Below are 14342 nucleotides of genomic sequence, written 5' to 3'. Positions count from 1 at the left end.
ACTAGAACCGGCGGAGGAATACCAAAATGGAAATTCACGTTGTCCTAGCAATCGCAGATTCTGACCTGCGTTCCAAATGGAAAGAACTTTGCAAGTCACGAGTTACGACGCCACACTATGACATTACACTACTTCAAGCATTCAGTTCGCTAGCTGACGCCGTTAATGCTGTGCAACAACAAGTGTCCGGCTTTACGACAGTAGGAGTCATCATCGTTTCAGATCAACTTACGCCATCGGACGCAGCAAATCAAAGTGAAGTCAACGAAGTGATCTCAGAACATCTCGATGACCTTCCTGTAGCAACATTGGGACTTGGCGAAAGGGAACTTTGGATCACGGACATTGACCAGGTAATTTCACGAACAGCCACTTATAGTGTCTGCGTAGAAACCTTGAAGCGACTTTTCCAAAAACTCGAGTATCTCCTTCCGCCAACAAATCGCAAAACCGATACGCTTAGTCACTACGAAGTTCGTCCACTACAGACGTTAGATGAGTTTCGCAAGGCGCTTAAACTTCGCCATGAAGTATATGACATCATGGGCTACCTCAGCGAAGCGTACTACAGAACGGGATCGAAGCTCGAACTCAATTGGTGTGACAGTTTCTCACAACACTACGGAGTTTTTACGGAAAGCAAGGCTGGAGGTTCGGAATTAATCGCGACTGGCCGGGTCGTACTCACGGACGACAACCCCGAGCTATCTGTCGGTTGGGTGAACTCACTAATAAAAACCAACCGCTTGCTCCGCAGATATATTGAGAGCCAGCAAGATGCTCTTGCGCGGTTTCGGTTGCCAGCGTTTGAGGCGTTTTCATTACAAGAAGAACTCGGGAAGGCATTTGACACCCAAGTGTGGGGCGAACTCAGTCGCATCATCGTAAGAAGAGAATGGCGAGGTTATGGCGTGTCTAAGAATCTTATCAGATTCATTATGGATGACATGGCTTCGAGGAAAGTAAATGGCTGCTTACTTGAATGTCTCGGTCTGCACATGCCACTTTACAAACAACATGGGTATCGATCCATCGGGCAACGAGGTGAGAGCTTTGGAATTGGAAAAACGATGGTTGGAATGCGGGCGGATGCACCTTTCCAATCCGCGTGCAAGAAAGGAATATTGAGGGCGCAGTAAAATGACCGAGTTAAAAAAACCGACCATGTTTATTGGCTCCACTGTCGAAGCATTGGCGATCGCTCGAGAGATACAGGAAGGGCTTGATTATGTGTGCAGGGGTCGATGCTGGGATCAAGGCATTTTTGGTCCATCCGAGTTTTCGCTTCAGGCTCTTACAGAACATGCAGAAGAATTTGACTTCGCAGTATTGGTATTGTCAGCCGACGATGTCGTTAACAGCCGGGGTGAGAACCAGCGTGCCCCCCGTGACAACATTGTTTTCGAGCTTGGCCTATTTACTGGAGTGCTTGGGCGAGAACGAACCTTCATGCTCTGTGAGAGAGGAGATAAAGTAAAGATACCCAGTGATCTTGCTGGCGTAACTCCGATTACGTTTGAAAAAGATGAGGACAATCTGACGGCATCGCTAGGGGCTGCATGCCATCAGTTGATTAAGGCGATAAAAAAGCACGGGAGCCGAGATGCCAAATATCAGATTGCGAATGCGGACGCTCCCACGTCGTCAAGTGAAACAGACATAGATAGATTAGTCGAAGAGCATTATGAAATCACCGGCATGAATGCTCCTAAGGCAGGATTGGACAGTTGGCATAAAACTATTGTTCCGGTTCTTCGACAAAGTACATATTATACAACGCCGACATATTACCTGAACGGAGACTTGAATATCGTCGGTTGGAATATTGCGTTTGAACTATTATTCGAGGAGATCGCGCACCATATTTTGTATCGCCATGTAAACTATTTTATTGCTCGACTTGCAAATCAAGATGATGTATTTGCACATGCAAAACAATTTTCGGAGCGTGTACGGGCAGGCGACCTGCCATTTAATGACGATGAACTCCTTGTCTATCGTTCAAACCGATATGGAATCGCCCATTTTCACAAAGTCGCAACTCAGCTCCACGGTATAGATGGAGAGCGTCGGGGCTGGGCTGCAGCCCTTTTCGTTAAATCCCTAAACTGGGATGTATTTCAATCGGATCTACGGGAACGCATTTGGCAGGACAAATTATGGGGAGTGTACGCTACAGCCTATGATAAAGTACTCAAAGGCTATCCTCCCTACCAAAAACTTCTTGCCGATGTTACGTCTATTGTAGGCGACAATTGCTCTAGTGTCGTCGATATTGGTGCTGGCACGGGAAACTCCACCGAAGTTCTCTTGGAAAGAAACATTCGAGTAACGTCTGTCGAATCGAGCGCGGAAATGATTGATCGGATGCGTTCAAAGGGCTTTGATCCAAACATGCATCGAATCGTCAAAGCGCGTGCAGAATATCTCGCTGACGTTTTTCAAGAAGAAAAATTTGACGCCGCGGTGCTCGTTAATGTGCTGTATAGCAGTCAAGACCCGTTTAAATGCCTCTGCAACGTGCGGGATATTCTGCGTCCGGGTGGCGTGATTGGCTTGTCGACGACACATGCAGATATATCTCTCACTCCGTTACTTGATGGTATTGAATCGCATCTCAAGGATACGGGACAGATGGACGCCGTGGCTTCTGAGTATTCTCTCATAAGGGAAATCAACGAGGACATAGAGCGCAGAATCGCGAAGCGAACGTCTTCGAGCGAGTATCTTGAGATGGTTAGTGAAGCTGGATTCGTTGTCGTTAAATCTGACGAGTTTACCTATGACGGGGCTGTAATGCTAATTCATGCGCGGCTTCGGAATTGAGGGGCGGTCATTGGTTTCGCACGCTTCTTTGCCAATGGCAGATGTATGCAGTTTTGTGGTTAGCGATTCTGAAGAGCGAAAAGTGAGGCGTTACGGTGGGAATGCGACAACACGGAGAAAGGTGCAATTCAGACGAAGAAGATAGAACTTCAATTCGGTGTATCTACATTCACGGCATCGGTTCGCATTCGCCTGCGGACGTGTGGAAGTCGCAGTGGGACTTGGCGTTGTTTGGTCGACCAATGGGTGAGCAGACCTGCGGTGCGTACTGGGCGGATATCCTGCATGGTGATCATGAAGAAAACGTGTTGTCACAAGCAACGACTATTGGGGATCGCGATGTGACGTCGGTGCTTGAACATGCTGGACTCGATCCCGATAACGAGCGTGCTGCGGCATTCGTCAGACGCCTTTCGGCTCAGTTGGATTTGGAAAGAGATGATGATACTGAGTCGATTTCCTCTCGCGCCATACCAGCATCGAGAAGTTGGCACGGCCGTATTGCCGATGCTTTTTTGCGGCGGTTCATTAAGGATACGGCGGCGTATTTTTTTGACCCTGATGTTCGTCGTCGGATCAAGAAGCGATTGCAGCGGCAAATTACCAAGGCTAAACAGTCTTTCGTCTTGGTCTCCCACTGCATGGGCACGATCATCGCCTATGAAGTGCTTTGCGAAATGACCCGCGAACAGCGAAAGCTTGTTTCGTTGTTTGTCACTCTTGGCGCGCCACTGGGGATTCGCGAAATCCAAGATCAACTCACTGAAGACGGTTTGCCGATTGAAGTTCCGAGCGGAATTGGATTTTGGCACAATTTTTCGGACCGGCTGGATCCCGTCTCGTTGGATACTCAACTGGCAAATGATTTTGCTGTCTCTGCTTCAGCATTCGGTGAGATTCAGGATCATCGAATCATCAAACGAAGTCTTTGGAGCGTTGCCAATGCCAATCCCCACGACTCGGCTGGCTATCTTTCGCACGCGGAGGTCCGCGCTGTCGTCCATCAAGTGATGCGGTTCGACTCCACCAGGCGTTTCGTGATTGCGCGTGACGTGGCTCACGGCTTTGCCGCCCGCGAAATGCGCCAGCCCGTTCTGATCGAGGTATTGGCGTGGAAGTTCCCCGCCGTCGACGAGACGTACGATGAGATGGAAAATCGAGAAAAAAGACAGCGAGAACAGAACAAGCGATTAAAAAGCCTGGCCGGACGAATCAAGCATTTGGCCCAACATGTTGAGGCAGTCGTAAAAGCCTACTGCGGCGAGAACGATCCTGATGAGGCGCTAATAGCGGCTCGTGTCCAGCGATTACGAAAGTACGTTGCTGCGCATTTAACGCCAACGGAAATTCATGCACTCGCTATGGACCACGCCAATTTGAACATTTACGCGGTGTGGCGAAGTTCGGCCAAGAAGAAACTTACTTTCCGCTCTCATCGCGCGATCGGCGGTGACGCCGCTCGCGCGAGTTTCAAATCAAGTGGACAGGGGATTACCTGGGCGGTGCTTGATACTGGGTGTCGATTTGATCATCCCCATTTTCTGAGACGAAGGAACAGTGATAAAACGGGCTACGACAACTCCCTCATCATCGAGGTCCTTGACTGTACGACTGCGTCTCACGAACCAATATTGATTGAAGACCCGTTAATGGGTGATCCCGATGGCCACGGTACGCATGTCTGCGGCATCATTGCTGGTCGAGGAAAAGAAAGATCGTTGAAGCACAGCGGCATCGCTCCCAGGACGAAACTGTTGGTGTACAAGGTTCTAGACGATCATGGCTTTGGTGAGGATGCCTCGATTATTAAGGCGATCGACGATATCTTCCGACGTAATGAAAACAATTCGGAATTGGCCGTTCATGGTGTGAATCTAAGTCTTGGAGGTTCCTTTGACCCAACTGTCTACGGATGTGGATTCTCGCCAATTTGCAAAGAGCTTCGTGACCTCTGGCGTCAGGGAACGTTGGTTTGTGTTGCCGCGGGCAACGATGGTCAAATCCAGGTCTCCACACAGGACGGGCCATTTGATCTCAACACGTCACTGTCGATTGGCGATCCAGCGAATCTCGAGGACTGTATCGCGGTGGGGTCGGTCAATACAGACAAACCGTACCTATACGGCGTCTCGCACTTCTCTTCACGTGGCCCAACGATGGATGGACGAATCAAGCCCGATGTCGTTGCTCCAGGCGAACGAATCAGCTCGTGTAGCAACGATTTCAATGGCCGCCTATATCGCGAGTCCAGCGGGACCAGCATGGCGTGCCCTCACGTCTCTGGGCTGCTTGCAGCGTTTCTCTCAGTCCGCCGCGAATTCATCGGCCGGCCCGACGAAGTAAAGAAGATTCTTTTAAGCAACTGCAACGACGTCGGACGCGACCGCAACCATCAAGGAAACGGAATTCCCAACCTACTCAAAATGTTGACTGAGACCTGATTCGAGAAGTCAAATCAAGACCAAGGCAGAATGTGAACACTGTCATTTGCGTAGCGATCCAAGCCGCGATTCCCGTCGACCTAGATTCCGCCTGCATGTCGACGCAGTGACAGCGAAAGGGCCTGAGTGAGTTTCTATTGATTTTGTCCCGCTTTTTCCGAACTTGCGGTGGAAGTATCACCGTTGGATTACCTCGGTGCCGCTCGATAACGTTATGAATAGTGCGCACAATTTGAGAGCCAGCCGTGGCTCTGGTATGGAATTGATTTCCAACATCAACGACCCGGAACCGAGGACTGACGATGACGAATTTACCAGAAGATCGCTGCAGCGAAGAGATCCGGGTTGCGATTCAGATTAACGGAGAGGCCGTGCGGGGCGAAGCGTTACGAGCGGTAGCGTGATCGCTTCGACTCCAGAGCTGACTCGTATTTTCGCAAGCTGCAGACCAAGGCGGGCGAAGTCGAATTGAAGGTGCCCCGGCTGCGGAGCCTGCCGTTCGAGACGCAGATCATCGAACGCTTCAAGCGGCGTGAATCGAGCGTCGAAGAAGCATTAGTCGAGATGTACCTGGCAGGCGTTTCGGTACGTCGTATCGAAGATATCACCGAAGCCCTGTGGGAGCATGCCGATGCGTCGTCGGCGACCACTTATTTCAAAAACTGGTATCGCCGCGTGATCCACATCAAGCTCGCTCCGACGAAGAAGGCAACTCGAACGATCAAGGAGCGATTGACCAACGTAGTCTGCTACTGTACGCACGGAATCACCAACGCGGTAGCGGAAGGCATGAACAGCAACATCATGACCAGAAAACGCCGAGTCGGTGGCTGCCGTAACCGAGAAAACTTCAAAACGGCCATCATCTTCCACTGCGGAGGGTTGAAATCGCATCTATGAAGAAAGACGGATGGACCACTCGGGGTATATCGTTGGATCGGCCACTGTCGGAAAGTCTTGGGCTATCGCAGAATTAGCCTCGCGAAATTCTCAAACGGCAAGGGAGATCGGCCAATTCAACTCGGCTAGAACATCCATACAAATGAGCGGAAGGCATGGGATTTGAACCCACATGCCCCAAAAAGGACGCACGGTTTAGCAAACCGGCCCGACAAACCGTATTCGGCTACCTTCCGTAAATTTTGTGGTCAGTGATCAGGATGGGAGTCGAACCCACAAAGTCACCACGCCCTCAACGTGGCCGCTTTTCCAAGTTTGCGTACCTGATCGCAGGATGAAGCAACCTCCACCAAGTGGCCCAGGCGGGATTCGAACCCGCAGCGTCCTCGAAGTTTAAGTTCGAGCGGTCAACCAGTTGCCACTGAGCCTTTTCATTTCCCCGTGAAGAGGAATAGCTCGGGTGGGATTCGAACCCACAGCATCCCTGTGTCTGAAACAAGGTGGTCTGCCAGTTGCCTACCGAGCCGTTCAAAAATCGAAAGCGGAAGCCGTGGGACTCGAACCCACAAGCGGCGTTTAGCCGCCAGCTGTTTTCAAGACAGTTTCCTCATCCAGCCGGATGACTTCCGAAATAGTGACCCGTGTGGGATTCGAACCCTACCTGCTCGGCTTGAAAGACCGATGACCTCACCAGAAGTCGAACGGGCCAAATGGCGATTGGCTGGCGTGCTTACTGAAGGCGCGCAAGTGGACCGGGAGGCGCTCGAATCCTCGTCTGCGGTTCTTCAAACCGCCGCTATGCCGTCTCAGCTACCAGTCCAGGGTGATATCAGGGCATGAAAAAAGCCCGATGTCTGGGGGACGTCGGGCCTGGGTAGATGTTTAAGATCTGACCAGGGAAACGTCACCAGAGAACACGTTCGAGGAATAGGGATAGAAACCGCGATTCCTGCCGCGCTTGTTCCTCGCGTGAACTTAAAAGCAGGTTGAGACTGTGGCGCGACATGGAAATCAACTCCTCAATAGATAGATCAAGCGATTACCTTAACCGCCAGTGAAAGGTAATTCGTCCTTCACGAGATAAGAGGAACAGAGGGCGGATAGGTTCGCTTGATTCAGCAAAAATTGAGGAAGTTGAACACAACCAGACAGAGACACGAAGCTCCAAAGAACAAGCGCGTTTGCAGCCGCATATCTCATTGCTCGGTTGTTGGCCCCACCGCAAAACGTTGGGAAAACTTACATGACTTGTCTGCCTGAATACCCTGGTCTGGCGAGAAATCGCTGCGAAAAAATTCTCAATATGGTTACGCGGCAACTCATTCGCTTTTCGTCCGTTCTGTGAGACAATATAGGGAGATACCCCCGGCAAGAGATTATTGCCTGATCATGCAATTGGAGATGGAAAGATGAACTACTTGGATGTGTGCCGCCCGAAGGTCGCTTGGGCGTTGTTGCTGGCTTTCGTAGCCGTTCCGCTGACGGCGCTTGCAGAAGACGCTGATCCAGATGCGTTTGATGGGCCTTGGAAATACACCTTTCAACAGCCCAGCGAAGGCTGGCAGAAGGTTGATTTCGACGATCAAGCGTGGGCAGAAGGGTACGGTGGATTTGGAACACGGGGGACACCAGGATCGCGCATTGGAACTGAGTGGAACACGTCCGATATCTGGCTGCGTCGCACGATCGAGCTCGAAGCGATTCCCGAAAAGGCGGCTTTGCTGATTCATCACGACGACGAGACCGAGGTGTTTCTCAACGGTATTGAAGTCGCGAAGTTTACCAAGTGGAAAAATAAATACGATGTCGTCCCACTTTCCAAAGAAGGCCGCGAGGCATTAAAGGTGGGAAGCAACGTGCTGGCCGTTCACACGCATCAAGATGCTGGCGGCCAGTACATCGATGTGCATGTGGTCGATGCGGATAACGTTCCTAAGCTTCCTCCGGCCCGAATTCCGTTGCGTCCGTATGATTCCCCTTTGATTACCCAATGGGGCGAACAGGTTACCGAAGACAACGTCTGGCAAGAGTATCCACGTCCGCAGATGACGCGTGAAAATTGGCAGAACCTGAACGGACTATGGAACTACGCGATTACTTCAGAAAACCAAAACGATATTCCCGCAAAGTGGGATGGTCAGATTTTGGTGCCCTTTGCCCTCGAATCGAAGTTATCTGGCGTCGAGCGTAATCTGCGCCCAACCGAAGCCCTGTGGTATCAGAGCAGTATCGAGATCAATCCGAGCGAAGGGAAACGGACGCTATTGAACTTTGAAGCGGTGGACTATGCTTGCCGCGTTTTTGTCAACGGCGAAGAAGCAGGCAGCCATATCGGCGGCAACGTACCATTTTCAATCGATATCACAAAGAACGCCAAGCAAGGGCTGAACGATATCGTGGTACGGGTCGAAGACAATACCGGCGATGCACAACTACGCGGTAAGCAAACGCTCGATCCGCATGGTATCTGGTACACGCAGGTTTCCGGGATTTGGCAAACGGTGTGGCTCGAGCAAGTTCCGGAAACGTACATTGCCGATCTGAAGATTTCGACCGACCCGAAAACAGGCAGCATTCAAATCACGCCAGAAGTTGTCGGAGACGGAGCTGCCCAGTTTGCCCTCACGGCGACCGTCTTTGAAGAAGGGGAGCCGATCGCCGATATGACCTCAGAAGCTAAGGACATCGTTCTGGAAATTGCGGATGCCAAATTATGGTCGCCAAGCAATCCGAACCTGTACGACGTCCGTGTGGCCGTTTTGGATGAAGAGGGGAACATTCTCGACTCAGTCGGAACCTACGCTGGAATCCGCTCGGTGGGAACGGTTCGTGACGACGCTGGCCATCTGCGATTCACGCTCAACGGGGAAGTGATTTTTCACTGGGGGCCGCTCGATCAAGGGTGGTGGCCAGATGGACTGTTAACACCACCTTCCGACGAAGCGATGAAGTTCGACATCGAATACCTAAAGGCGGCCGGGTTTAACATGATTCGGAAGCACATCAAAGTCGAACCGCGTCGTTACTACTACTATTGCGACCAAATGGGGATGATGGTTTGGCAAGACCAGGTCAGCGGCGGTCAGGGGCCTGCTTGGACACGGATGCGTCCGAATCCGTCGGATGCCGAGTGGTCGGATGAAGATCATGCTCAGTTCATGCAAGAGTTCGAAGAGATGGTCGATACGCTGGAAAACCATCCCTGTATCGTGGTCTGGGTTCCGTTTAACGAAGCCTGGGGGCAGCATCGTACGGTTGAAACCGGCAAATGGATCTTGCAACGCGATCCCTCTCGCTTGGTTAACATCGCCAGCGGTGGCAATTACTGGGACGTCGGTCACATTGCCGATCATCACAGTTATCCTCATCCCTCCTTCCCGCTGCAGCAAGAGCGGTTGGACAGCAAGGTGAAAGTCGTGGGCGAGTTTGGCGGGCACGGCTGGCCGGTCGAAGACCACCTCTGGAAAAAGACTCAAGCCAACTGGGGCTACGGTGGTTTGCCAAAATCCGAAAAGGAATACGTCGCCCGCTACCAGGAATCGATCGATATCCTGCATGATTTAATCGGTAAAGGTATCGCAGGTGCCGTTTATACGCAGACGACCGACGTAGAAAGTGAGATCAACGGGCTAATGACCTACGATCGTAAGGTGATTAAGATCCCGGCGAAAACGTTGCAAGAGATCCACGCCCCACTAACCAAATAGTGGGCAAGGATTCATACGACAAGCAAACATGAAAGGTTCCGGCGCTCGATCGTCGGAATCTTTTTTACGTTACGAGCCTTCATCGTGCGAAGTGTTGGTGCGGCCAGTTTTCTCTAAGACCTCGCTAAGCATAAGCGACGCACCGGCGATAAAGATGGCCACGATAATCACAATGGTCGCATCTTCGATTCCGCCTGGCGTTTCCATCTGATCGTAAACATAAAGAGGCATCGTTTGGGTTTTGCCTGGGATGTTGCCAGAGATCATGATCGTAGCGCCGAACTCGCCAAAACCACGCGCGAACGACAGCACGCAGCCCGCGATAATCCCCGGGCGGGCCAGGGGAACGGTGACCGTCCAGAAGGCATCCCACGGAGTAGCACCAAGCGTTTGGGCTGCCATTTCCAAAGTGGGGTCAACGCTGGAGATGCCTAGTCGAATCGAGCGGACCATCAGCGGAAATGAAACGACCGCAGCCGCCACCGCAGCACCTTTCCAATCGAACAACAGCGAAACGCCGGAAATCGATTCCAACAAGATGCCGAGTGTTCCTTGGTGACCGAAGGCAACCAGCAAGAGATAGCCTGTAACCACCGGAGGAAGCACCAACGGCAAGTAGACGATCGTCTCTAGGATGGTTTTGCCCCAAAAGTTCTTCCGAGCCAACAACCAACCACATGCCAAACCTGGCGGCAGACCAAGAAGCACGCCAATCGTGGAAACCTGCAAGCTAAGCAGGATCGCTGAGGTTTGCGCGGCATCCACTTACTTGGTATCTCCTAGAGGTTTTTCAAGCGACACAAAGCCATACTTTTCCCCAATCTGAAGGGCTTCAGCCGATTGCAGGAACTTAAAAACATGGTCGGCTGCTGGATTAGGTGAGAGCGACTTGATGCGAACTAAAGGGTACACAATTGGTTCATGCGAAGCAGTGTCAAAGCGGGCCACCACGCGGACCTTATCAGTCAACAAGGCATCGGTCGCATAGACAACGGCCGCATCCACTTCCCCGCGCTCGGCATAGGTCAACGTGCTGCGGACGTCATGACCTCGAACTAGGAGGTCTTGGGTCGAGAGGGTAGTCCACAGCTTGTAATGTTTCAGTGCTTCTTCCGCATAAATACCTGCCGGAACATTCTGGCCGGCGACGGCAATGCGTTTTACTTCCGGCGACGTCAGATCTTCCAGGCCATTTATGGTTATGGGCGAGTTTGTGGGGACTACTAAAACCAGGGAATTGCCTAGCCAATCGACGGTTTGCTCGGCCAAGCCCGCCTCAGCGATTTTATCTGCCCAACGCCGATTCGCAGAAATATAGATATCGGCAGGAGCGCCAGAAAGGATCTGCTGCGCCAAAGCGTGGGATGGACCTGTGCTGATTTCAATCTGCAACTCCCCAGGCTTCGACTTCTGTAGGACGTTGGCCATCTCTTGCAAAGCATCTTTGGTGCTCGCCGCACCTAAGATAAGCACTTGGGCAGAAGGCTTGGCATCGGTTGACTTGCCACAACCCAAGATGACCCCAAGGCCGCACAAAAGCAGCCAGGGATAGCACCACAAGTTTGATTGGAGTTGAAGGTTCATCGTTCGAGTCTCGGAGGGGAGGACTCGAACCATTGTAGGTCAAACGCTTCAACGCAGGAAAGGTGTGCTTAGTTGTTCGGTAGCACGTGCAGCAGCACCGGAGGCGTCGCGTGCCCACCATCGGCCCCGGTTTGCAGATGAAACAACCGCGAAGTTGGCTGGGCGACTTCGTCCACCGTGATAAAGAACTCACGCTCGTCCTGACCTTCCATAATCATTAGGCCGCTTAGCCCCAAGTCTGCCACATTCACAGCAAATGGGAGGTTTCGGCCTGCTCCTTCTTTGCCAAAGTCGATATTCCCTGCCAGGTCGTTCCGCTGGGCAACCACCTTCAGCATGATCGTTTCGCCAGGATGCACGTCGAATTCCCAGGGGGCTTCCCCGCTACGTGACCGTGGCTGCGCCCCTGTCGAGGTGGGTTCGATGTGGATGGCCAGCTTGGGGGCTTGGCGAACTTCGATCTTGTTAAATCCGGCCACGTCGTGACTTGTTTCTTTGCCTTCGGGGGTTGCGGTGGCACGAATGGTGATTTGCTTGATCGCTTCTTCGCTCAAGGTAGCGGCTTCGTTGCTGGCTTGAATCACGCCGGTCGCTTCGATTTGGCCTGGCTCAATCGTAATCGGGGTGGTCGCGGTGAACCCAGCCGGCAGGCCGCTAATTTCAATCCGGATTTCTCCGTCGAAGTTGTCGAGCCGCGTGCCGCGAAAAAGAATCTCCCGCGCGCTGCCAGCGGCGATATTTAGATCTCTGGTGGCTAAATCGACACGAAAATCTTCCTGACGAGGCCGGGCGGTCAGTTCGTAGGTGAAGTTATCCCCTTCAAAGTCACGAACATCGCGAAGCTTCACCAAGTAGTCGCCGTCGGCTGGGGCGGTAAAGAACAGCCGCGAGTCGTCTCCTAAAGTCCGTCGCGACTCGTCGTCGTTCTCGTAATACAGCGTAAAAATCGGCAGCCCATTCGGCAAAGCTTCCTGACCGACAGCGAGCGGCTCGACAATGTAACAAGGTTCGCCTAGGGCGTGCGCTAATGGGGTGGTATCGAAGTAGCCCCAACGCTTGCCCTGACCAGGATAAACGCGGAAACCGCTGTCAGGCCCGCGTGGATGCAGCCATAGCCGGGCGACCTCACCGTTTGAGTAAAGATACTCGTTTAGCTTCATCTCTTCCCAAATGAAAACTCGAAAGTCGTCCGGGATCGAATCGTCTTTGCCGCGAAAAGTAAAATACGATTCACGTGTCGCTTGCAGCTTAACCCGCTCAACCGGGCTACCATCAGCATGGTAGATCGAAAGGTGGGAATCGAGCGGGCTCTTTGCCCGGGCCGCGTTGATTTCTAAGACCCAGACTTGGCCAGCTTGGGCATGAAATCGATAGAAATCGACATCGGGCCCCGGCGTATCACCAAAGATCTTTCCGCTGATCTTAGCGGGAAATGAAACATCCTGAGCGTCTACGACGGTATCGTTGGGCTCTTGCTCTGCAAGTGAAGTCACCTCGCTTGCGGCAATCGGTACCGGCTTGGTATTGGTCGATGCCGCCAAGTTTTCTTGGGTTAAATCATCAGTGGACCAAGTTAACCGATCGACCTTGCCATCGAGACGTCCTAAATAGAGCGAACGTGTCGCTGGCGAATAGCCCGCAGCCATCGCAATTTCAGGGCGGTCGGCCCATAGCTTGAGTTCGGTATAGTTGGCTGTATCCCACAGTTTCACCGTAAGGTCGTTTCCTACGGTAAACAGCTTGGTGCCATCTTCATTAAAGACAATCCGCTGCACCGGGCCTTCGTGGGCGAAGCGGGCATAGAGCATTGGATTGATCTGCGGACCATCTTGCGCCACGAACTGCCAGACACGCAGGTTATTGTCGGCCCCACCGCAGACAATCGTTTTGCCATCGGGTGAAAACGCACAGGAGTACACTTCTTTGAGAGGCTGGGGAAGCGTGTCTAAACGCATCGCATCGGCAACCCGCCACACCTTACAAGTATCGTCCGCACTGGCCGAAACCAGGAAACGGCTATCGGGACTAAACCCGACATCGTACACCGCGCCGTTGTGCCCTTTTAGTTCGTGCAGCTTGTGCCCCGAGGCAAGATCCCACAAGATGATCAGCCGGTCGTAACCGCAAGTCGCTAGTAATTTGCCATCCGGAGAGATTTCGGCGTCGTAAAGAATATCGGCGTGTCCTTGGAACGAGCCCATCACTTTGCCCGTTGCTCGCGAGACAATCACGGCATCCCCTACCAATCCGGTTACGCCAGAGGCAATCGCGATTTGTTTCCCATCGGCAGAGTAGTGAATGGCCGTGACCTTGCCAGGCAAGTCGGAAATCACTTGCAACGGCTGGGCCCGATCGAACGATCCATCTTCTGCCAAAGCTAGGAGTTCGACTTGGCCGTACGTGCCCAGGGCGAGTTCGTTGCCGTGGGGAGAAATCGCCAAAGCGGAAACCGGTCGCACTTCCGATTGCGATTCAATCGGTGGAATGTCGAGCTTCCAGGGCGATTCTGGTTGCTCGGCGCGTTTCATCCCCGTGGTCAGCCAGGCTTGGAGGATGGCCACTTCTTTTTCGCTGGGGGCCGGTTCGTCTTCCGGCGGCATGCGGGGCTCGGTTTGGCCTTGGATGACCGTTAAAAGACGACTCTTCTCAGGGTGCTGCTTATCGATGAGCGGCACTTCGCTGGTGCGCTGCTGTAAGGCTTCGAAACTATGCAGCGATTGCTCTGCTTCGGGTTCGACTTCGCCGTGACAACCCACACAGTATTTTCGCAGAATTGGTGCGACATCGTGTTCGTAAGTCGGTGCTTCTGCCGCAGGCGAATCGGGGGCAATACTCAGCAGGCACAGCAGTGAAAGGAGAATTGTCAGGCGAGGTGTGTTCATGG

Annotated in this window: 8 protein-coding genes, 7 tRNA genes and 1 pseudogene; 6 read left to right on the top strand and 10 right to left on the bottom strand. The window is 52.5% G+C overall.

What is annotated here, in order from left to right; translation table 11 throughout:
• Nucleotides 1-26: 26 nt before the first annotated feature.
• The 5 genes and pseudogenes from DTL42_RS02260 (at nucleotide 27) to DTL42_RS02245 (ending at nucleotide 6167) form a co-directional block, all read left to right on the top strand.
• Nucleotides 27-1139, top strand: a complete 1113-nt coding sequence (locus tag DTL42_RS02260; RefSeq protein WP_114367067.1) for a GNAT family N-acetyltransferase — start codon at nucleotides 27-29, stop codon at nucleotides 1137-1139.
• Between the two features lies 1 nt (nucleotide 1140).
• A complete protein-coding gene (locus tag DTL42_RS02255) occupies nucleotides 1141-2826 on the top strand; it encodes a TIR domain-containing protein (protein WP_114367066.1) in 1686 nt (561 codons plus the stop codon).
• Between the two features lie 242 nt (nucleotides 2827-3068).
• Nucleotides 3069-5267 carry a S8 family peptidase gene (locus DTL42_RS02250; RefSeq protein ID WP_158545196.1) on the top strand — a complete coding sequence of 733 codons (2199 nt, stop codon included), beginning with the start codon at nucleotides 3069-3071 and terminating at the stop codon, nucleotides 5265-5267.
• A 429-nt stretch (nucleotides 5268-5696) separates the two neighbouring features.
• Nucleotides 5697-5888 (top strand): annotated as a pseudogene (locus DTL42_RS26480) (transposase); the annotation flags it as partial.
• Nucleotides 5862-6167: a transposase gene (locus tag DTL42_RS02245; RefSeq protein ID WP_234824100.1), complete on the top strand. Its 306-nt coding sequence runs from the start codon at nucleotides 5862-5864 to the stop codon at nucleotides 6165-6167. The pseudogene DTL42_RS26480 and the gene DTL42_RS02245, both read left to right, overlap by 27 nt.
• A gap of 147 nt (nucleotides 6168-6314) precedes the next feature.
• Here the strand turns inward: DTL42_RS02245 and DTL42_RS26165 are convergent.
• The 7 genes from DTL42_RS26165 to DTL42_RS02230 all read right to left on the bottom strand — a co-directional run bounded on the left by DTL42_RS26165 (nucleotide 6315) and on the right by DTL42_RS02230 (nucleotide 6987).
• Nucleotides 6315-6402 (bottom strand) — tRNA-Ser (locus DTL42_RS26165).
• 17 nt (nucleotides 6403-6419) lie between these two features.
• Nucleotides 6420-6496 (bottom strand) — tRNA-Leu (locus DTL42_RS26160).
• 25 nt (nucleotides 6497-6521) lie between these two features.
• A tRNA-Leu gene (locus DTL42_RS02240) sits at nucleotides 6522-6595 on the bottom strand.
• A 24-nt stretch (nucleotides 6596-6619) separates the two neighbouring features.
• Nucleotides 6620-6693: transfer RNA gene (locus DTL42_RS02235), tRNA-Leu, on the bottom strand.
• A gap of 16 nt (nucleotides 6694-6709) precedes the next feature.
• A tRNA-Ser gene (locus DTL42_RS26155) sits at nucleotides 6710-6795 on the bottom strand.
• A 7-nt stretch (nucleotides 6796-6802) separates the two neighbouring features.
• Nucleotides 6803-6875: transfer RNA gene (locus tag DTL42_RS26150), tRNA-Glu, on the bottom strand.
• Nucleotides 6876-6915: 40 nt separating this feature from the next.
• A tRNA-Phe gene (locus tag DTL42_RS02230) sits at nucleotides 6916-6987 on the bottom strand.
• A gap of 589 nt (nucleotides 6988-7576) precedes the next feature.
• On the opposite strand from DTL42_RS02230, the gene DTL42_RS02225 reads away from it, so the two are divergent.
• On the top strand, nucleotides 7577-9874 hold the full coding sequence (locus DTL42_RS02225; RefSeq protein ID WP_114367064.1) for a glycoside hydrolase family 2 protein: 2298 nt from the start codon (nucleotides 7577-7579) through the stop codon (nucleotides 9872-9874).
• A 69-nt stretch (nucleotides 9875-9943) separates the two neighbouring features.
• On the opposite strand, the gene modB is transcribed toward DTL42_RS02225, so the two are convergent.
• The 3 genes from modB to DTL42_RS02210 all read right to left on the bottom strand — a co-directional run bounded on the left by modB (nucleotide 9944) and on the right by DTL42_RS02210 (nucleotide 14340).
• Complete coding sequence (gene modB, locus DTL42_RS02220; RefSeq protein ID WP_114367063.1) at nucleotides 9944-10639, bottom strand: molybdate ABC transporter permease subunit; 696 nt, start codon at nucleotides 10637-10639, stop codon at nucleotides 9944-9946.
• Nucleotides 10640-11458, bottom strand: coding sequence for a molybdate ABC transporter substrate-binding protein (modA, locus tag DTL42_RS02215; protein ID WP_158545195.1), 819 nt, complete (start codon nucleotides 11456-11458; stop codon nucleotides 10640-10642).
• 68 nt (nucleotides 11459-11526) lie between these two features.
• On the bottom strand, nucleotides 11527-14340 hold the full coding sequence (locus tag DTL42_RS02210) for a c-type cytochrome domain-containing protein (protein ID WP_114367061.1): 2814 nt from the start codon (nucleotides 14338-14340) through the stop codon (nucleotides 11527-11529).
• Nucleotides 14341-14342 lie beyond the last annotated feature (2 nt).

The organism is Bremerella cremea, assembly GCF_003335505.1.
Classification (GTDB): Bacteria; Planctomycetota; Planctomycetia; order Pirellulales; family Pirellulaceae; genus Bremerella; species Bremerella cremea_A.
Note: the sequence above shows the minus strand (reverse complement) of the source record. Positions and strands in the feature narration are given on the sequence as shown.

Bases quoted from the DNA above. Each gene is read 5' to 3' on its own strand.
- DTL42_RS02260 (WP_114367067.1), top strand. From the start codon at position 27: ATGGAAATTCACGTTGTCCTAGCAATCGCAGATTCTGACCTGCGTTCC.
- DTL42_RS02255 (WP_114367066.1), top strand. From the start codon at position 1,141: ATGACCGAGTTAAAAAAACCGACCATGTTTATTGGCTCCACTGTCGAA.
- DTL42_RS02250 (WP_158545196.1), top strand. From the start codon at position 3,069: ATGGGTGAGCAGACCTGCGGTGCGTACTGGGCGGATATCCTGCATGGT.
- DTL42_RS02225 (WP_114367064.1), top strand. From the start codon at position 7,577: ATGAACTACTTGGATGTGTGCCGCCCGAAGGTCGCTTGGGCGTTGTTG.
- modA (WP_158545195.1), bottom strand. From the start codon at position 11,458: ATGAACCTTCAACTCCAATCAAACTTGTGGTGCTATCCCTGGCTGCTT.
- DTL42_RS02210 (WP_114367061.1), bottom strand. From the start codon at position 14,340: ATGAACACACCTCGCCTGACAATTCTCCTTTCACTGCTGTGCCTGCTG.